Origin of the sequence: Polaribacter sp. KT25b, assembly GCF_900105145.1 — a bacterium.
Taxonomy (GTDB): domain Bacteria; phylum Bacteroidota; class Bacteroidia; order Flavobacteriales; family Flavobacteriaceae; genus Polaribacter.
In genome coordinates this window covers 803,837-823,821 of the sequence record NZ_LT629752.1, presented here as the reverse complement: position 1 = coordinate 823,821, position 19,985 = coordinate 803,837, and the positions used below count along the sequence as shown (strand labels likewise).

19 protein-coding genes are annotated in these 19,985 nt (G+C 30.5%); 7 read left to right on the top strand and 12 right to left on the bottom strand.

Annotated features, from left to right (window positions below):
• Window positions 1-12: 12 nt before the first annotated feature.
• From rplW to rpsL, 7 genes are all read right to left on the bottom strand, one after another.
• A complete protein-coding gene (gene rplW, locus BLT70_RS03280) occupies window positions 13-303 on the bottom strand; it encodes a 50S ribosomal protein L23 (protein WP_091891508.1) in 291 nt (96 codons plus the stop codon).
• Window positions 304-312: 9 nt separating this feature from the next.
• Complete coding sequence (gene rplD / locus BLT70_RS03275; RefSeq protein ID WP_091891505.1) at window positions 313-942, bottom strand: 50S ribosomal protein L4; 630 nt, start codon at window positions 940-942, stop codon at window positions 313-315.
• Complete coding sequence (gene rplC / locus BLT70_RS03270) at window positions 942-1,559, bottom strand: 50S ribosomal protein L3 (RefSeq protein ID WP_091891502.1); 618 nt, start codon at window positions 1,557-1,559, stop codon at window positions 942-944. The genes rplD and rplC overlap by 1 nt, the downstream gene beginning before the upstream one ends.
• Window positions 1,560-1,852: 293 nt before the next feature.
• Window positions 1,853-2,158: a 30S ribosomal protein S10 gene (gene rpsJ / locus BLT70_RS03265; RefSeq protein WP_004568745.1), complete on the bottom strand. Its 306-nt coding sequence runs from the start codon at window positions 2,156-2,158 to the stop codon at window positions 1,853-1,855.
• Between the two features lie 19 nt (window positions 2,159-2,177).
• The gene (gene fusA / locus BLT70_RS03260) at window positions 2,178-4,295 is read right to left on the bottom strand and encodes an elongation factor G (RefSeq protein WP_091891499.1); all 2,118 of its coding nucleotides are present in this window, start codon (window positions 4,293-4,295) and stop codon (window positions 2,178-2,180) included.
• Between the two features lie 5 nt (window positions 4,296-4,300).
• Window positions 4,301-4,780 carry a 30S ribosomal protein S7 gene (rpsG, locus tag BLT70_RS03255; protein ID WP_091891496.1) on the bottom strand — a complete coding sequence of 160 codons (480 nt, stop codon included), beginning with the start codon at window positions 4,778-4,780 and terminating at the stop codon, window positions 4,301-4,303.
• A 26-nt stretch (window positions 4,781-4,806) separates the two neighbouring features.
• A complete protein-coding gene (rpsL, locus tag BLT70_RS03250) occupies window positions 4,807-5,181 on the bottom strand; it encodes a 30S ribosomal protein S12 (RefSeq protein ID WP_018943587.1) in 375 nt (124 codons plus the stop codon).
• A gap of 290 nt (window positions 5,182-5,471) precedes the next feature.
• On the opposite strand from rpsL, the gene BLT70_RS03245 reads away from it, so the two are divergent.
• From BLT70_RS03245 to rlmB, 6 genes are all read left to right on the top strand, one after another.
• Window positions 5,472-7,019: a hypothetical protein gene (locus BLT70_RS03245; protein WP_157691832.1), complete on the top strand. Its 1,548-nt coding sequence runs from the start codon at window positions 5,472-5,474 to the stop codon at window positions 7,017-7,019.
• Between the two features lie 234 nt (window positions 7,020-7,253).
• The gene (locus BLT70_RS03240; protein ID WP_091891491.1) at window positions 7,254-10,352 is read left to right on the top strand and encodes a SusC/RagA family TonB-linked outer membrane protein; all 3,099 of its coding nucleotides are present in this window, start codon (window positions 7,254-7,256) and stop codon (window positions 10,350-10,352) included.
• A gap of 14 nt (window positions 10,353-10,366) precedes the next feature.
• Window positions 10,367-11,869 (top strand): SusD/RagB family nutrient-binding outer membrane lipoprotein, encoded by a 1,503-nt coding sequence (locus BLT70_RS03235; protein ID WP_091891488.1) that lies wholly within the window; start codon window positions 10,367-10,369, stop codon window positions 11,867-11,869.
• A gap of 24 nt (window positions 11,870-11,893) precedes the next feature.
• Window positions 11,894-12,733 (top strand): hypothetical protein, encoded by an 840-nt coding sequence (locus BLT70_RS03230; protein WP_091891485.1) that lies wholly within the window; start codon window positions 11,894-11,896, stop codon window positions 12,731-12,733.
• A gap of 11 nt (window positions 12,734-12,744) precedes the next feature.
• Complete coding sequence (locus BLT70_RS03225) at window positions 12,745-13,638, top strand: hypothetical protein (RefSeq protein WP_091891482.1); 894 nt, start codon at window positions 12,745-12,747, stop codon at window positions 13,636-13,638.
• A 73-nt stretch (window positions 13,639-13,711) separates the two neighbouring features.
• On the top strand, window positions 13,712-14,458 hold the full coding sequence (gene rlmB / locus BLT70_RS03220) for a 23S rRNA (guanosine(2251)-2'-O)-methyltransferase RlmB (RefSeq protein WP_091891479.1): 747 nt from the start codon (window positions 13,712-13,714) through the stop codon (window positions 14,456-14,458).
• Window positions 14,459-14,490: 32 nt separating this feature from the next.
• Here the strand turns inward: rlmB and BLT70_RS03215 are convergent, their stop codons facing one another.
• Window positions 14,491-15,186, bottom strand: a complete 696-nt coding sequence (locus BLT70_RS03215; protein WP_091891476.1) for a rhomboid family intramembrane serine protease — start codon at window positions 15,184-15,186, stop codon at window positions 14,491-14,493.
• 76 nt (window positions 15,187-15,262) lie between these two features.
• Between BLT70_RS03215 and BLT70_RS03210 the strand changes: the two genes are divergently transcribed.
• Window positions 15,263-16,534 (top strand): replication-associated recombination protein A, encoded by a 1,272-nt coding sequence (locus BLT70_RS03210; RefSeq protein ID WP_091891474.1) that lies wholly within the window; start codon window positions 15,263-15,265, stop codon window positions 16,532-16,534.
• Here BLT70_RS03210 and BLT70_RS03205 read toward each other — a convergent pair.
• From BLT70_RS03205 to BLT70_RS03190, 4 genes are read right to left on the bottom strand one after another with little or no spacing between them, the layout of a single operon-like run.
• The gene (locus BLT70_RS03205; RefSeq protein WP_091891472.1) at window positions 16,531-17,319 is read right to left on the bottom strand and encodes a hypothetical protein; all 789 of its coding nucleotides are present in this window, start codon (window positions 17,317-17,319) and stop codon (window positions 16,531-16,533) included. The two genes, BLT70_RS03210 and BLT70_RS03205, sit on opposite strands and share 4 nt — an antisense overlap.
• Before the next feature lies 1 nt (window position 17,320).
• Window positions 17,321-18,691: a DUF5723 family protein gene (locus BLT70_RS03200; RefSeq protein WP_091897362.1), complete on the bottom strand. Its 1,371-nt coding sequence runs from the start codon at window positions 18,689-18,691 to the stop codon at window positions 17,321-17,323.
• A gap of 1 nt (window position 18,692) precedes the next feature.
• Window positions 18,693-19,238 (bottom strand): hypothetical protein, encoded by a 546-nt coding sequence (locus tag BLT70_RS03195; RefSeq protein WP_091891469.1) that lies wholly within the window; start codon window positions 19,236-19,238, stop codon window positions 18,693-18,695.
• A 24-nt stretch (window positions 19,239-19,262) separates the two neighbouring features.
• Window positions 19,263-19,955 carry a YjjG family noncanonical pyrimidine nucleotidase gene (locus tag BLT70_RS03190; protein ID WP_091891466.1) on the bottom strand — a complete coding sequence of 231 codons (693 nt, stop codon included), beginning with the start codon at window positions 19,953-19,955 and terminating at the stop codon, window positions 19,263-19,265.
• Window positions 19,956-19,985: the final 30 nt, after the last annotated feature.

Genomic DNA, 19,985 nt, shown 5'->3' with positions numbered 1-19,985 from the left:
GTGTCTTTGTTCTTAAAGATTGTTATAAAAATCAATGCTTTCTCCTTCTGCTAATTGAACGATAGCTTTTTTATACCCACTCTTGATACCAGTAACTAAACCTTTTTTAGTAAACTTAGTATTTCTTTGAATTGGATAATTTAAAGTCTTTACACTCGATATAGAAACTCCATAAGCTGATTCAACAGCATTTTTAATTTCTAATTTATTAGCTTTTTTATCAACAACAAAACTATAACGATTAAATAGTTCGCTATCATTTGTTGCTTTTTCCGTGATAATAGGTTTTATTAAAATACTCATTTTGAATCCCTATTTACTTAAATTAGTATTAATTTCTTCTAAAGAACCTTCAGTAATAACAACTTTATTAGCATTTAAAACACCATAAGTATTTATTTCCGAAACGTTGATTACTTTAGAATTCTTAATGTTACGTGATGATAAATAAACATTTGTATTTTCATTACCTAACACAAATAATGATTTTTTAGTATCTAACTCTAATGATTTTAAAACACTCACAAAGTTTTTAGTCTTTGGGTCTTCAAAATTAAAGTCTTCTATAATCATTAAATTATTATCATTTGTTTGAATACTTAAAGCAGACTTACGCGCTAAACGCTTTAAGTTTTTATTCAATTTAAAAGAATAACTTCTTGGTCTTGGCCCAAACATACGACCACCACCTCTAAAAACTCCAGACTTGATTGAACCTGCTCTTGCAGTACCAGTTCCTTTTTGTTTTTTTATCTTTCTTGTAGAACCTGTAATTTCTGCTCTTTCTTTAGATTTATGAGTACCTTGACGTTGATTAGCCAAATACTGTTTTACATCTAAATAAATTGCATGATCATTAGGTGCTATACCAAATACATCGCTAGAAAGTTCAACTTTCCTACCTGTATCTTTTCCTGTAATATCTAAAACTGCTACTTCCATTATCTCTGAATAGTTACAAAAGCATTTTTGTGTCCAGGAACAGCTCCTTTAACAACAAGTAAGTTCTTTTCAGCAACCACTTTTAATACTCTTAAGTTTTGTACTTTCACTTTATCTCCACCCATTCTTCCGGCCATACGCATCCCTTTAAACACTCTTGCAGGATATGACGCAGCACCAATAGAACCTGGAGCTCTTAAACGATTATGTTGACCATGAGTTGCTTGACCAACACCACCAAAACCGTGACGTTTAACAACACCTTGAAAACCTTTTCCTTTTGAAACACCAGATACATCAACAAATTCTCCTTCAGTAAAATGTTCTACTGTAACAGAATCCCCTAACTTAAATTCACCTTCAAACCCTTGAAATTCAACAACTTTCTTTTTAGCTGTGGTACCCGCTTTTTTAAAGTGACCATCTAACGCTTTGTTAGAACTCTTTGATTTTTTGTCATCGAAACCAAGCTGCAACGCACTATAGCCGTCAACCTCTTCGGTTCTGACCTGAGTGACAACGCAAGGACCCGCTTCGATTACCGTACAAGGAATATTCTTGCCGTTTTCATCAAATAAACTGGTCATTCCAATTTTTCTTCCTATTAACCCAGACATTTAGTTAAAATTTTAGACGATAGATATTTATCCAGCGCGTCTATTATTAATAATTATTTTTTGAAACAATTGTTTCGCTCTGCCATTAAATTTCGATAAAAAAAAACAGCGCAAAACAAATTCAACGCTGATTTTGTTTTTTCCGTTTTTCCTTCGCGAAACGCTCTGGACATGTCACTATTATTGAATAATAATTCAAAAAATAGCTTCCCCTACTCTATTTCGGGTTGCAAAAGTATAAAAAACTTTCGATCTAACAAAATTAAACCGAAAGTTAATTTTCAACTTTTAAATTACACTTTGATTTCAACTTCAACACCACTTGGTAACTCAAGTTTCATTAGTGCATCAATAGTTTTCGATGAAGAACTATAAATATCTAATAACCTTTTATAAGAAGCTAATTGAAATTGTTCTCTAGATTTTTTATTTACGTGTGGAGAACGCAATACAGTAAAAATCTTTTTATGTGTTGGTAATGGTATTGGACCATTTACTACAGCTCCAGTACTTTTTACCGTCTTTACAATTTTTTCAGCAGATTTATCTACTAAATTGTAATCGTAAGACTTTAATTTTATTCTAATTTTTTGACTCATCTTAATTTTATTTAGTAAATTAACCTTTAGATTTAGCTATTACCTCTTCAGAAACATTAGAAGGAGTTTCAGCATAATGTGAAAATTCCATAGTAGAAGTTGCTCTACCAGAAGACATAGTTCTTAAAGCTGTAACATATCCAAACATTTCAGATAATGGCACTAAAGCTTTTACAACTTTAGCTCCGTTACGATCACTCATATCATTAACCTGACCTCTTCTTCTATTTAAATCTCCAACAATATCCCCCATGTTCTCCTCAGGAGTTAAAACTTCTAACTTCATTAAAGGCTCCATAATTTTAGCCTTAGCAGCTTTAGCAGCAGCTTTAAAACCTAATTTTGCAGCTAATTCAAAAGATAGTTGATCAGAATCCACTGCGTGGAAAGACCCATCCTTTAAAGTTACTTTCATAGAATCCATTTCATAACCTGCTAAAGGACCATTCTTCATAGCTTCTTTAAATCCTTTTTCGATAGAAGGCACAAATTCTTTAGGAACATTACCACCTTTAATTACAGATTCGAAAACTAAACCTTGAACACCTTCATCCGCAGGTTCTAAAGTAAATACAATATCTGCAAACTTACCACGACCACCAGATTGCTTTTTATAAACTTCTCTATGATCAGCACTTGCAGTAATAGCTTCTTTATATTCAACTTGAGGTTGCCCTTGATTTACTTCTACTTTAAACTCACGTCTTAAACGGTCTACAATTACATCTAAGTGTAACTCACCCATTCCAGAAATAATAGTTTGACCAGAAGCTTCATCTGAACGAACTGTAAAAGTAGGATCTTCTTCTGCTAATTTACTTAATCCAATACCTAATTTATCTACATCCGCTTTTGTTTTAGGCTCTACAGCTATACCGATTACTGGATCTGGAAAATCCATAGATTCTAAAACAATAGGAAATTTTTCTGCTGATAAAGTGTCTCCTGTTTTAATAGACTTAAATCCAACAGCAGCACCAATATCTCCAGCCTCAATATAATCAATTGCATTCTGTTTATTAGCATGCATTTGATAAATACGAGAAATTCTTTCTTTTTTACCTGAACGGTTATTTAAAACATAAGAACCTGCATCTAAGCGACCAGAATACGCTCTAAAAAACGCCAAACGACCAACAAAAGGGTCTGTAGCAATTTTAAATGCTAAAGCAGCAAACGGTTCATCTACACTAGGCTTACGCAATTCTTTTTCTTCAGTATCTGGATTTACACCTACAATACCTTCCTTATCCATAGGAGAAGGTAAGTAACGACATACAGCATCTAAAAGAAACTGAACACCTTTATTTTTAAAGGCAGAACCACAAATCATAGGAATGATAGCCATATCCATTACAGCAGCTCTTAATGCTTTATGCACCTCCTCTTCAGTAATAGAGTCTTCATCTTCCATGAACTTCTCTAAAAGGTTCTCATCGTAACTTGCTACTTCTTCAATTAAAAGTGCACGATACTTACGAGCTTCTGCTTTCATATCCTCAGGGATTTCGATAACATCAAAAGTTGCTCCTTGAGTTTCATCATGCCATACAATAGCACGATTCTTTACTAAATCTATAATACCTCTAAAATCATCTTCGTCACCAATATTTAAAACGATTGGCACCGCATTAGATTTTAACATATCTTTTACCTGCTGACAAACATTTAAAAAATCAGATCCTTGACGGTCCATTTTATTAACGAAACCAATTCTAGGCACTTTATAGTTATCTGCTAATCTCCAGTTAGTTTCAGATTGTGGTTCTACACCATCAACTGCACTAAATAAAAACACTAAACCATCTAATACACGTAATGATCTATTTACTTCTACAGTAAAATCAACGTGTCCTGGAGTATCAATAATATTAAAGTGATATCCTTTAGTTTCTGGAGTTGGTTTTGCATTTTCTAACGGAAACTGCCACTCACATGTAGTTGCAGCCGAAGTAATTGTAATACCTCTTTCCTGCTCTTGCTCCATCCAATCCATTGTAGCAGCACCATCATGTACTTCTCCAATTTTATGAGAAACACCTGTATAATACAATACACGTTCTGTTGTTGTAGTTTTACCAGCATCAATATGTGCTGCAATACCAATATTTCTTGTAAATTTTAAATCTCTAGCCATTTCTATTAAAATCTAAAGTGAGAGAAAGCTTTATTTGCTTCCGCCATTTTATGTGTATCTGTACGTTTTTTAACCGCCGCACCCTCTTCTTTAGCTGCTGCTAAAATTTCTGCTGCTAAACGCTGTGCCATAGTTTTTTCGTTTCTCTTACGAGTATACAAAATCATCCATTTAATAGCCATAGACACTTTACGGTCTGGTCTAATTTGCATTGGAATCTGAAATGTTGCTCCACCAACTCTACGAGATCTCACCTCGACATGTGGCATTACATTTGACAAACCATCTTTCCAAATTTCTAAAGCCGATTTTTCTTCGCCTTCTCCTTTTCTTTCTTCTACAATGTCTAATGCATCATAAAATACTTTAAATGCTACTGACTTCTTACCACTCCACATTAAGTTATTAACAAAACGCGTTACTAGCTGATCGTTAAACTTTGGATCTGGTAATAAGACTCTTTTTTTTGCTGCTCTTTTTCTCATGTCTTTACATTAAAAAAGTTACTAAATTACTTTTTTGGGCGTTTCGCACCATACTTAGACCTACGCTGAGTTCTTCCCTCAACACCTGCTGTATCTAATGCTCCACGTACCACGTGATATTTAACACCTGGTAAATCTTTTACCCTTCCACCTCTAACTAATACTATCGAGTGCTCTTGCAAATTATGTCCTTCACCTGGGATGTATGCATTTATCTCATTACCATTTGTTAATCTAACTCTGGCAACTTTACGCATTGCTGAATTAGGTTTCTTTGGTGTTGTAGTATAAACACGAGTACACACTCCACGTCTTTGAGGACAAGACGACAAAGCAGCCGATTTACTCTTCTTAGTTATTTTGGTTCTTCCTTTACGAACTAATTGTTGAATAGTTGGCATACTAAATTATTACTGTTTTTCGTTTATAATTAAACATTATCTCTTTTTTAAGAGTGCGCAAATGTACAATTAAATTCTAATTATTCAAGTATCAACAAGTTATTTTTTTAATTTGATTTTATTTTGGCTAATTATTATGATTTTAATTTACATTTGAGCTCAATATCTTAACAATTTTGAATAAAAAAATTACTCATTATATATACGTATTATTTTTTATTTTTTTTTCAAGTGATTTTATTGCTCAAAAAATTAATTTAAAAATCACTTCTAAAAGCAATATTGATAATTTGATTTTAGAAGAAGTTGATTTTAAAAAAACCCATAACAACACGACCTCCATCAATTCAGAAGTTAATAAAGTATCTAACTATTTAAAAAATATAGGATATTTTACAAACACGATTGATAGTATTATAACAATAAAAAATAAACAAATTGCTTATTTTTCTTTAAACGAGAAGACAAAAAACGCCCGAATACGAATTAACAATAACATAAATCTATTACAAACTAAATATAAAATTGAGAATAAAATAATTTCTATTCCGATAAAAAAAATTAAAGCTCTACTATTAGAAATATCAAACTCCCTAGAGAAACAAGGAAGATCATTTTCTAAAGTGCAATTAAAGAACATATATATAAAAGACAAAATTTTATTTGGAGAAACAGAGATTTTATCATCAGAAAAAAGAAATATCAATAAATTAATAGTAAAAGGATATAAAGAATTCCCCAATTCATATCTAAAAAACCATTTCAATCTAAAATTAAATTCAGTTTTTAATCAAAAAAAAATAAAAGACATTTCTAACTCAACAAAAAGTATACAGTTTATAAAAGAAATTAAACCTCCAGAAATATTATTTACTAAAGATTCAACCATATTATATTTATATTTAAAAAAAATTCAAAATAATAGTTTTGATGGCATCATAAGTTTCACATCCAAAGAAAACGGAAAAGTAGTTTTTAATGGAAACATAAATTTAAAACTACATAATATATTAAATACTGGAGAAAAATTTGAATTATTCTGGAATAGCATCGGAGGTGAACGGCAAGAATTTAAAATCTTAACTGAAATTCCTTATATTTTTAACTCTACAATTACTCCAGAAATTTCATTTTCCATCTACAAACAAGATTCAACTTTTTTAAACACCAATTTTAATTCGAAAATTAAATATTCAATCACAAGAAAATTAAAAATTGGTTTGAGTTACAACACAGAAACTTCATCAGAATTAGAACAACCAAATTATATTAATAACATCAATAATTTTACTAATAATTTTATTGGCTTTCAATTATCTTATACAAAACCAAAATTCGACTTGTTTTATAACAACAAATTTTCTCTAGAAATAAATCCATCAATAGGAAAAAGAAAATCTAAGAACAATACATCTAATCAATATAAATTAAGAGCTACTACATCTTATATATTTGACATCAATTACAGAAATAGTATTTACATTAAAAATGATACAGGTTTATTAAATTCTGATACTTACTTAAATAATGAACTTTTTAGGATTGGAGGAGCAAATTCAATTAGAGGATATAATGAACAAAGTATTTTTACAAAAAGTTATACATTTTTTAATCTTGAATATCGATTTTTAACAACTGAAAAATCTTATCTATATTCTATAACTGATATTGGAAAAATAAAAGAAAACAACAATAAATTGTTAAGTTTTGGGTTGGGCTACAAATTCATTAATAATAGCTCTTTTTTTAACATTGGAGCAGCAATTAGTAAAGATCAAACCGATCAAATTCTACTTAAAAACACTAAAATTATTATTGACTGGTCAATTTATTTTTAACAAAATAGCTATTTCAGTTCTAAAAAAACAACAAAAAGCCAAATACCTTATTAATTCCATAAAAAGACCAAATTCACAGCAAACAACTAAATATCTCTTTTGCAATTGTTTACAATATATTATATTTAAAAAAATTATATATTTTCACTTATCTGATTCATTTTTGTGTTAAAAAATTGTTTTTTTAAGATTAATTTAAGACTTTTGGGGTTAATTAATTCAAATAATTATAAAATGAAGACAAAGTTTAATGGAATTTTAACGCTATTACTGGCGTTTGTAGTGCAAATATCCTTTGCACAGCAGAAAACTATTTCTGGAACAGTATCTGACAAATCAGGATCTTTACCAGGGGTAAGTATTTTAGTTAAAGGTACCAACGTAGGTACTGAAAGTGATTTTGACGGAAAATACTCTATAAAAGCTAAAGCAGGAGATGTTTTGGTTTTTAGATATCTTGGTTACAAAATGGTTCAAAAAACTGTTGGTAGCTCGAATAGCATTAATGTTGCTATGGAAGAAGATTCTAGTGTATTAGATGAAATTGTTGTTACAGCATTTGGTATTAAAAGAAAACCAGATGAGTTAACAACTTCTAACCAAGTGGTAAAAGCAGAAGAGCTTACCAAAGCTGGTGCACAAAATTTAGCAGCTGCATTAACAGGTAAAGTATCTGGTTTAGACGTAAGACAAGTAAGTAGTGGTGTAAACCAAGACTTTACTATTACTTTAAGAGGTATGAGGTCTTTTTCTGCAAATAACGAAGCTCTTGTTGTAATTGATGGTGTACCATCTACAGCTGCTTTATTTTTCGCTTTAGATCCAGACATCATTGAAAATGTTAACGTTTTAAAAGGTGCAAATGGAGCTGCATTATATGGTCCAAGAGGATCAAATGGTGTGGTTATTGTTAACACAAAAAAAGGTGGAAACGGTTCTGAAAAAGGATATACAATAAATATCAAAACTTCTTCAGAATTTGAAAGTTATGCATATTTACCAGAGAGACAAACTAGATACGGTCAAGGTTGGGCTAGTGCTGGTCTTTTTCAACACTTTGTATATGAAAATGGAGCTTGGGGTCCTGAATTTGACGGATCAAGTATTCCTGTTGGTTTACCTTTAGAAGATGGTACATTCCGCTATTCTCCTTATGAAACTTTAGGATCAGACAATATTGGTGAGTTCTTTCAGACTGGAAACACTCAAAATTACTCTGCTTCGATTAGCGGTGGTAATTTAGAAGATGGTTATGCTAACTTTAGTGTTTCCCATTTAAATAGAGAATTTATTATTGAAGATGATACACAAAAAAGAACAACTATTTCTTTAAGAGCTGGTAAGCAACTAGGTAAATTTAGTTTAGAAGGAAATATTCAATATGTAACTTTTAGAACTCAAAATGCTGGTACTAGCTTATATGGTGATTTATTACATACAGCAACTAATATTGACTTAAGTCAATTCTCAGATGGGAATAATGCTACACACTGGAATGGTTATTTTGATAGTCCTTATTGGAATCGTAAAAACATTAGAACTTTTTCTCTTAGTGACAGAATTAATGCAAGTGTTAATTTAGGTTATAAAGTAAATGATAACATTAATATAAGATCTACAACAAGTCTTTATTCTTCTACAGGTAGTGGATATAACTACAATAATGGTTATGTAGATCCTACATCTGTTTCTGATTTAAGTGGATTTACAAGAACAATCACATCTTCTTATGGATCTAATACTAGTTCTTATATTAGACTTTACTCAGATCTTATTGCTAATTTCGATTATCAATTAACTGAAGATTTTAATTTAAATGCAAATTTAGGTGCTACTGTAAACCAAACTACAACTACCAATAATGGTCAAAGTGGTACAAATTTAACAATTCCTGGTCTATATAACATTCAAAATGTTATTAATACAAATCCTGCTACGGATTCTAAAACAATATCTAGACAACAAGCTATTTTTGCAGATGTTACTTTAGGTTATAAGGATTATTTATTCCTAAATGCTACTGCTAGAAATGACTGGTTATCTACTTTAAATGGTCAAAACTTCTTTTATCCAAGTGCAGGTGTATCTTTTATACCTACAAAAGCATTTGAAAGCTTAACAGATAATGACGTAATTGATAGAATAAAATTATCTTATAGTTTTGTACAGGTTGGTAACGCAAATGCTGTTAGCGCATATGATACTAATAACTTATATTCTCAAGCTAGTGGTACTTTTTATGGAACATATCCTTTTGGAACTGCAAATGCATTTTTACCATCTGCAAGTATTACTGACCCTAACTTAAAGCCTGAGTTTACTAATAGCCATGAATTTGGATTGACAGCAGAGTTCTTAAAAAGAAAAATTAGATTTGATGTATCCGGTTATATTGGATCTACAACAGATCAAATTAGTGAAATTAGTACATCTTATGCATCAGGATTAACTTCTAATACAATTAATATTGGAGCGGCAGATACAAAAGGTATTGAAATTGATTTAGGGTTAACACCTATTGATACTGAAAACTGGACGTTATTACTTAATGCATCATACGCTGCAAGTAGAATGGAAGTTACAAAGGTTTCTGACCAAAGTGATGAAGTACAAGTAGCTGGTGGTACTGTTGGTATCTTTGCAGAAGTAGGAGAGCAATTTCCAATAATAAAAGGTAGTGACTATGTATATGACCCTGAAGGACACGTTGTTGTAGATACTAATGGTGATCCATTAGTTTCTGAAGAACTTCAAATATTAGGAAAAACTACTCCAGATTATATCTTAAACTTTAATGGATCTTTAAGATATAAAGACTTTACTTTATCTGTTACTGCAGATTATAGAACTGGTCATTCTTTCTATTCAGGAACAAAATCACAATTAGCATGGTCAGGTTACTTAGTTGAATCTGCTGAAAATGGTAGAAACGGATTTATTTTCCCTAATTCAGTTATTGAAACTTCTCCAGGTGTATATACAACTAACACTTCAGTTGTTACTGGAGGACCAGACGATAGTGCATTCTTAAACTATTATTCAGGTAGATATTCTGATATTGCTAGAAACTTTGTTTTAGACGCAACCGCTTTAAAAGTAAGAGAAATTTCTCTTTCTTACACAATGCCTAAAGCTTATTTAGATGGTACTGGAGTATCAGGTTTGTCTGTAACAGCTGTTGCAAGAAACCCATTTACAATTTTATCTGCTGAAAATAGAGGTTATGCAGATCCAGAAGCGTCTAATCAAGGTGGTAATGGTGTAGGACTTAGTACAGTTGGTAATTACCCAAATACTAGAACATTCGGTCTAAACCTTAACTTAACATTTTAAAAATATATATAATCATGAAATTAATTAATAAATATATTTTAACACTATTTGTTCTTACAAGTATATTTTCTTGTTCAGACTACTTAGATGTTAATACAAGTCCAAACGACCCTACAGCGGATGTAGTTGGACCAGAATTAATACTACCAGCTGCGCAAAATGGTTCATATTCAGCAAAAGCAGGTACTCAAAATAGATTTGGTTTAACTTTAATGAATCAATGGGCTGGTGATGTTACTAACTTTACTGGTGGTAATGTTGATGAATACAGATTTAATGTAACCGCTACTTTTTATGGTGGAATATGGAATAATGCTTATTTAGCATCAGATAAACTACAAGCTGTAATTAATATAGACTCACCAGAAAACGTTTATTTTACTGCAATTGCTAAAGTTTTAAAAGCTCAAACAATGCAATATGTTGTTGATATTTATGGAGATGCTCCTTACTCAGAAGCTTTTCAAAGAGGAGAAAATTATCAACCAGCTTATGATGCAGCTTCAGATATTTATAAATCTTTATTTATAGAATTAACAGAAGCTATTACCCTAATTGATGGTGCTGGTTTAGAAGCTGTTAATCCTGGTTCAAGTGATGTTATGTTAGGTGGAGATATGGATATGTGGAAGAAATTCGCAAATACATTAAGATTAAAACTATTAGTTAGAGCTTCTTCTTCATCTGATGGAGATGTTCAATCTTGGGTATCATCAAGCTGGGGTGCTGTTAAATCTTTACCTTTCTTAGGAGTTGGTGAAAATATAACTACTAATCCTGGATACACAAATGGTAATGGACAACAAAACTATTTTTGGGAAATTTATGGTTTTTCTACTGATGGAAACCAAACTAACACTAATAGATTTATTGTTGGATCTCAATATTTTATAGAATATTTAAAAGCAAGTAGTGCTGTTTCTCCAGTAGGAGCTTTTGATGGTCGTATAGCAGCATTCTTTAATACTGCTTCAGGTAGTGGAGGAGATTACCAAGGTGTAATACAAGGTGCGGATGACCCAGTAGATGAAAATATTGGACTATCTTATATCGGAGCTGGTTTATTAGCAGATCCTTCTCAAGATGGATTATACTTTTCTGCAGCTGAAAGCTTATTTTTACAAGCTGAAGCAGCCTTAAATGGAAATATTTCTGGTAGTGCTCAAACATTTTTTGAAAACGGAATTAGTAGTTCTTTTGCTTACTATGGTTTAGACGCTACAACTTACCTTACTGGAATATCTGGTATTAGTGGTATTGGTTGGAGTGCATCTGATAATTTAGAAGCTATTATAAGACAAAAATGGACAGCTCTTCATGGAATTGATGGTGCTGAGATATTTATAGAACATAACAGAACAGGTTTCCCTGATGCACCTTTACCTACATTAGCGACACAAGCTCACAGACCTTACCGTTTGTTGTATCCTACTTCTGAATTAAATGGTAACACAGCAAATGTGCCTGCGGTTGCTGCTTCAGCAATCTTTGCACCTGCTATCTTTTATCAAAAATAATAAACTAACATAACAAAATATATCATGAAAAAAATAAAATTAATATTATTTTCTGCTATCATCAGCTCATTCTTCTTTACTTCTTGTACTGAATTAGGTTCTAATGATTTATCAGGATCTGACTTGACCAATGGAGGAAGTGCTCCGACTATTGTTGGTTGGGCACAAGCAACAGTAAGTGAAAGCTATTTTTCTGACATAGGGACTTTAAACAATAACTATCCTATCGATGTCTTAGGAACATCAGACGGTTCTCCTACACAATCGGATATCAGTTTAACGATTTCTGTAGATCCAGAAACAACCGCTATTGAAGGTGGTGAATATTCTTTACCTTCTACGACAGTAACAATACCTGCTGGATCTAGTTTTGCTGGAGTACCTATAGACTTAAATACAGGAGGTTTTAACTTAACGCAACCTACATTATTGGTATTAAACGTTAGTACTTCTGTAAATGGAGTTGTAGTTTCTGAGGCATCAAAACAAATGAGAATTACATTTGTTGGTTGTAAATCTACATTAGATGCATCAACATATGATGTTACAATTACTAGAAGAAACACTGGTTCTGTAACTACTAGAACAGGTATTACTTTGACTGCTTTAGACGTAAACTATTTTGAATCTCCTTATGTAGGTCATTGGCCTTTAAGTCCAGGAGTACGTTTTACAGACATATGTGGTGATTTATTTATAACTTCTCATGACTTAGCTGACACATACTCAAATCAAGTTACTGGAGCTGCAGGTGCTAATGGTTTAGCAGGTACTGTAGATTCTAATGGTAATTTTACTTTAACTTATAGCGTATCTCCTGCTGAAACTTGGGGGATTTATGATGCTGTATATACTAAAAACTAAAAAAACATAAGATGAATAAAATATTAAAAACTGGAATTTCACTTTTACTTTTTACACCTTTATTTTTATCGTGTGAAACAGTTGAAGATGTTGTACTTCCTAGAAATGATAAATCAACTGTAGATATATCAACTACGGCTGTAACAGTAACAGAAGGTGAATCTTCTACTATAACAATAACTACTGGCACCCCTACATCTAAACCTATGCAATTTAAATTGTTACAAACTGGTGGAAATGCTGTTGAAGGTGTTGATTATGAATTTGCTGCTTATTCAGCAGGAGATTATGGACCTATTGGTGGTGAAGTTGTAATAGCTGCTCACGAATCTACAGGTTCTGTAGAAATTATAGCTTTAACTGATTTTGAAGCTGATAATAAAACAGCTACATTTGAATTAGAGTCAATGGCTGCTATGATAGGTGTTGTAGGCACTACTAAAGAAGTTACTGTTACTGTTGCTAACGCAACAGACGATCAATTAACTATGCAATTAGAGTGGGATAACGGAGTGGAAGATGATCATTTATGTGATGCTGATTTTGATGCTTACTTAGATACCTTTGAAGCTTATATGTTTACCGGTAACTGCCCTGAATTTGTTGATCATTTTGTTGATGGAAGTTCTTTAGTTAGCGGAGTTTTATCTGATGGTACTCACAATATAGTTGTAGATTACTGGGATGATAATGGTGTTGCTGCTGGCATTGATTTTCCAATGAAATTATCTGTTGGTAAAAAAGGTAAATTTTTAGCAGTAATTGATTTAGAAGGTCTTTATACTACAGATAGCCCAATCAGTAACGGTGGTGCTGGTGGTGAAAATGTAGTAGGTAAAATTGTTGTATCTGGTGGTTTGTATTCAATATATGATGCAAGTAATACATTAGTATACCAAGAGTAATATAAAATAATTTACATTTAATAATTAAACCTCTTAGAATATAATTATTCTAAGAGGTTTTTTATAAGTACACATGAAAGAAAACACTACAATTTTTGGTATTAGAGCAATCATTGAAGCAATAGAAAGTGATGCTACGATTAACAAAATATACCTACAGAAAGGATTAAGAGGAAATCTATTTTATATATTAGATAAAATCATAAAAGAGAAAAAAATTACTACAAGTTTAGTACCTGTAGAAAAATTAGATAGATTATCTAAAAACAATAATCATCAAGGAGCAGTTGCACAAATATCACCAATTGATTTTTATGACTTAGAAAGATTAATTGAGGATACAATTGAAAGCGATAAAATTCCTTTATTTTTGGTTTTAGACCAACTTTCTGATGTTCGAAATTTTGGAGCAATTATAAGAACTGCAGAATGTACTGGAGTTAACGGAATAATAATCCAAAAAAATGGAAGTGCACCTGTAAATGCTGAAACCGTTAAAACCTCAGCTGGAGCTGCATTTAAAGTTCCTATTTGTAAAGTAGATCACATCAAAGATGCTTTATACTTACTACAAGCATCCGATATTAAAACTGTTGCTGCAACAGAAAAAACTGAGGATTTAATTTATGATATCGACTTTAACCAACCAATAGCAATAGTTATGGGCTCTGAAGATAAAGGAGTAAATCCTTCTGTTTTAAAAATGGTAAATTATAAAGCTAAATTACCTTTGTTGGGTGAAATTGCTTCTTTAAATGTTTCCGTGGCTTGTGGGGCTTTTTTATATGAATCTGTAAGACAAAGAATAAATAAGCTGTAAGTAGATTTAAATATTTGAGTACTTCTCCCCTATCATTCTTCTGCTATTTCAATTCTTTTCTCTTCAATTTTTTCTAATTCTTCTATATTTGGTGGAGAAAAATTACCATCTTCATCAAATAATAGATCGAATTCAGTTTCTATAAATTGATGTTCTTCTTTTACAATTCCTTTTTTTCGATATATAATAGCAAAAACAAAACCTATTAAAAAACCAGATAAATGTCCTTCCCAAGACATACCATCTTTTATGGGTAAAACATACCAAATCATACTTCCGTAGAGAAATATAATAATTAATGAAAGTGCAACTAATCTGTAGTGTTTTCTTATTATCCCACTAAAAAAGACAAAACTAAAAAGGAGATAAACTATTCCACTTGCGCCTATGTGATAAGAATCTCTTGCAATCATCCAAGTTAAAAATCCTGTTAAAAAACCTCCAATTAATAAAACTTTGTAAGCAACTTCTTTATAAAAATAAAAAAGGCTACATAAAAGGACGAATAGAGGAATTGAGTTATTAAAAAGATGACCGGTATCACTATGGATAAAATGTGTTAAGAAAATACCTCTAAAACCTTCTAATGTTCTGGGATATACCCCAAACTTATTAAAATTAAGATTAAATTGTATTTCTATCCAATAAATTACCCAAATTGAAACCACATATACAATTGGAACTACTAAAAATAATCTTGAAGAGTTTAGTTTTTGTGCGTCTTTCATCTGTCACAAAATAACAAAAATCTAACCAAATACGATTTATACAAAATCTGTCAGAAATCTTTATTATTTTTACTGAATGAATGAACCTTTGGCAGAAAGAATTAGACCTAAAACACTTGATGATTATATTAGTCAGCAACATTTAGTGGGTAAAAATGGTGTATTAACAAAATTGATAAAACAAGGAATCATTCCGTCTTTAATATTATGGGGACCTCCAGGAATTGGAAAAACAACTCTTGCAAATATTATTGCTACTGAATCTAAAAGACCATTTTATACGTTAAGCGCCATTAGTTCTGGAGTAAAAGACGTTAGAGAAGTTATTGAAAAAGCAAAAAAAAGTGGCGGATTATTTACCACGAAAAATCCTATTTTATTTATTGATGAAATTCATCGATTTAGCAAATCTCAACAAGATTCTTTATTAGGTGCCGTAGAAAAAGGTTGGGTTACTTTAATAGGTGCAACAACAGAAAACCCAAGTTTTGAAGTGATACCTGCCCTACTCTCTCGTTGTCAGGTTTATATTTTAAATTCTTTTGATAAAGATGATTTGGTTGCCTTATTACATAGAGCAATTGAAAAAGATACATTTTTATCAACAAAAAAAATTACTTTAAAAGAAACGGATGCTTTATTACAAGTTTCTAGTGGTGATGCAAGAAAACTTTTAAATATTTTTGAATTACTAGTTTCTGCGGATGATGAAATTGAAATTACAAACAAACTTGTTTTAGAGAAAGTTCAAAAGAATGCTGCTAGATATGACAAAACTGGCGAGCAACATTATGATATTATTTCTGCATTTATAAAATCAATAAGAGGGAGTGATCCAAATGGAGCTGTTTATTGGTTGGCAAGGATGATTGAAGGTGGAGAAGATGTAAAATTTATTGCAAGAAGATTATTAATCTCAGCATCCGAAGATATTGGAAATGCAAACCCAACTGCTTTAATTTTAGCGAATAACACTTTTCAAGCAGTATCTGTAATTGGGAATCCTGAATCTAGAATTATATTAAGTCAGTGTGCTGTTTATTTAGCAAATTCACCTAAAAGTAATGCTTCATATTTAGCCATAAATAACGCTTTAGGTTTAGTGCAAAAAACAGGAGATTTATCAATTCCTTTACATTTAAGAAACGCGCCAACTAAATTGATGAAAGATTTAGATTATGGTAAAAATTACAAATACTCTCATGATTATCCTAATAATTTTGTAGAACAAGAGTTTTTACCTGATGAAATTTCTGGCACAAAATTATATGAACCAGGTAACAACGCAAGAGAAAATCAGTTTAAAGAAACTTTAAAAAATAGATGGAAAAATAGATACGATTATTAGAATTTTATTTGATATTCTTTTGTTATTAATTGATTGTTTTCATAAAATTCTGCGACCCAATTATCTCCTAATTTATATAAAATTCCGTTTTTTTCATTAATAATAAAAATGTCTTTTACATTTGTTTTTAAAAGTACAAAAACCACTTTTGGTGTAGTATTTACCAATTGAAACCCGTTACTTGTAGCTTGTGCATATAAAACATCCAAAGTAGTAGATGAAACAGTTGTTTTTTCTTTTAAAGTCTCAATTTTAACATCAGAAGGAGTATCTATTATTGGCGAAATTGTTTTAACTTTATCAACAATAACTGCTTCTTTTCTTTCCACATTTTTAACATTATTTGAAGCAGGATTATAACTATACTCAAAATCAGTCATGGTTTCATAAGCTTTTCTTATAGCTTCTTGATATCCTTTTTTGTAATCTTTATTTTTACTTTTCCCTACTTCTGAACTATATAAAAGTATTCCATAACAATCTTTAATTTCAATAGTATTTTTTATAGTAAACATACTAGAATCATCTTTTACACTTGCAAATAAAGCTAAACATCTATTATTATTTAATTCATTTGGAAGTGTTTCATTACTTAAAAAAACTTTAAACCCTTTCTTTTTTAATAAAAATTTGGTTAATGAACTTGTTTGATATTGATCTGTTTTTTTTACAAAATCAAACTGCACTGGTACAATTATATATTGATATTTATCTAAATTTATTTGCTGACTAAAAAGAGAACTTGTTATAAAAAGAACTAGTAAAAAGGTTATTTTTTTTATCATTTTAATTAAATATTACATTAATTCCTAACTGTAAAGATAAACTATTTGCAGAAGAAAGATTGTCAAATTCTAAAATGTTATCTACCATTCCATAAAAATTTACCCTACTAAATTGCGCAGAAAATCCTGCTCCAATATTAGCGTAAGAAAAATCGTCTATTGTATATGTGAATTTTGTGTGAATTTTATTTGTTATGGATTTTTGATAAAAACCTGTAAGTGCAACTTGCGGACTTAACGGTCTAAAAACACTGTAAAGTTGAACACCTAAAGCATCAGTATAAAAATCTTTATACGTATTATCATAACAATATTTGCTTCTTCTTTCGCCGAAACTATACTTTAAAGCGGCATTAAATTTTGCTGGTCTCCAAGAAATATAAGATTCTTCGTTTTCATCTGTTGGTATTTGTTCTGTAAAATTTTTATCTAGCTGTCCCCAATAATTTGTAGAACTATTAGGGTCATATTCAAATTCTATTCCTTCAAAAACAAAATCTCCTTTTGCAGTAGTATTTTTAACATTTTTGGTATGATTTACAAAACCTAAATCTAAAATACTTGCAGAAAATTCTAACTGTGAATTTATGTGATATGTAATTCCGAAATCGAAACCGATTCCTAAATTTCCTCCCAAAAAAGTATTTTTTAAGTACGCATTTGGGTCTTCTATATATTCATCATCTACAACTAAACCAGAAGTTTTAGCATTAATATTTATATTACTTAAATATTGCTTGTAGATATTATTGTTTCCTAAAACGGTTGTAAAAGTTCCTGTATTGTTGGTAGACTCAATATTTAAAGCCGATGAATAAATTTTAAATCTTCCTCCTACTGTTAATTGTTCATTAATTTTTTTGGAAACTCCTGCATGAATAACTCCTAAAACATCTAATTTATAAAGTAATTGAGAAGCACTAAAATTTTTATTTAGATAAGAACTATTACCTTCATTAATTAAGGTGATAACATCTTTTGGTACATAACTAATCGCATCAATTTCTTCATAAAAACCAAAACTAATATAGGTATTATCATCGACTCTAAAACCACCATTAAAAACTTCTATTTGACTATTAAACTTCACAAAATCTCTGTCTGTTAATCTATTTAACATTGTAGAAATTTTATCATTAACATCTATATTGTCTTTGGCAAAAACATCTGTTAAAACTGCGCCAGAAGATCCATAATCTAACGAAATACCAGACAACAAAGGCACTCCAAAGTGGAATTTATAATTTGTTTCTGCAGCAGGATTTAATAATAATGTTTGTGGTAATTCTGCAAAATCGTACAATACTTGTTTATTTTGCGCAGTGATTCTAACGACTGATAACATCAGCATAAAAAATAAGATTTTTTTCATTCTATATACTTGATTCAATATATATTGTTACTGACGATTTAAACTCAAACTCTCTTGTATCATTTGCATTTAAAGACGAGCCTGTGTTTTCTAACCTTGCAGTTATTCTTACTTTTTCTGTTTCTAATATTGTTGGGTTGGAAACAATTTCAATTTCCTTGTAATAAATATAATTTAAATTCTCTTTTTTTACAATTATTGGTGTAAAACTATAAACAACAGCATTATTTCTATTTAAAAATTCTACCTGAAGTGTTACTTCTCTATCAAATTCATTTTTAATTTCTGCATTAAAATCTATTTTAACAAGATTCTCTTTAATGTAAGAATTTTGAAAACCATAAAAATTAGTTATATCAGAAATAAATAATTTTTGATTACCATTTGAATCAAAGAATTGAGCAGGAACAAAAGTAAAATAAGTTATTGCTGATGTAAAAACAGGTTTAGAAACTTGATCGTCTAATTGATTAAAATCTAAACTTTCGTAGCAAGAAGTTAATAGGAAAATGCAAAATAATACACTTATCTTAATAGGGGGCTTCATAAAATAATAATTATACAAATTAAATCAAAGATATTGCTTTATTTCTAAAAGACACTTTATACTACGAAAATTATTGCTATTTATTTCTAATCCTTCAGAATTAAAATGAATGGCATGCATACCAACATTAATTGCCCCTTCAATATCGGCTTCAATATTATCACCAATCATTATAGAATTCTCTTTTAGGGCTTTTGTTGATTCTAATGCATACTCAAAAACTTTAGGATTTGGTTTTTTAACTCCAACAGATTCTGATGTAATTACTGCATTAAAATACTGTAAAATATTTGAAGATTGCATTTTTTTAGTTTGTACTTCTTCAAATCCGTTTGTAATAATATGTAGCTGATATTTGCCTTTTAAATAATCTAAAATTTCGAAAGTATGCTCAAATAAATGATTGAAATCTGGTAAAAACTCGATGTATTCAATGGCAATTACATCAATTAAAGCGTCTGAAATACTATAACTTACAGCGTCAAAAGTCTTTTTTAACCTTCCGTATCTTAATTCTTCTTTTGTTACTTTTTCTTCTCTATATAATTTCCAATATTCAAGATTTAAGGGTTTATAAACTTCTAAAAAAGAATTTAAATCTAAAGTAATATTTTGTTTATCGAAGACTTTTCTAAAAGTTAGATCAGAATTTTTTTCAAAATCCCATAAAGTATGATCTAAATCAAAAAAGACATGCTGAATCTGTTTCATTTCCATTATATTTGAGGACAGTAATTAGGCCAGTAA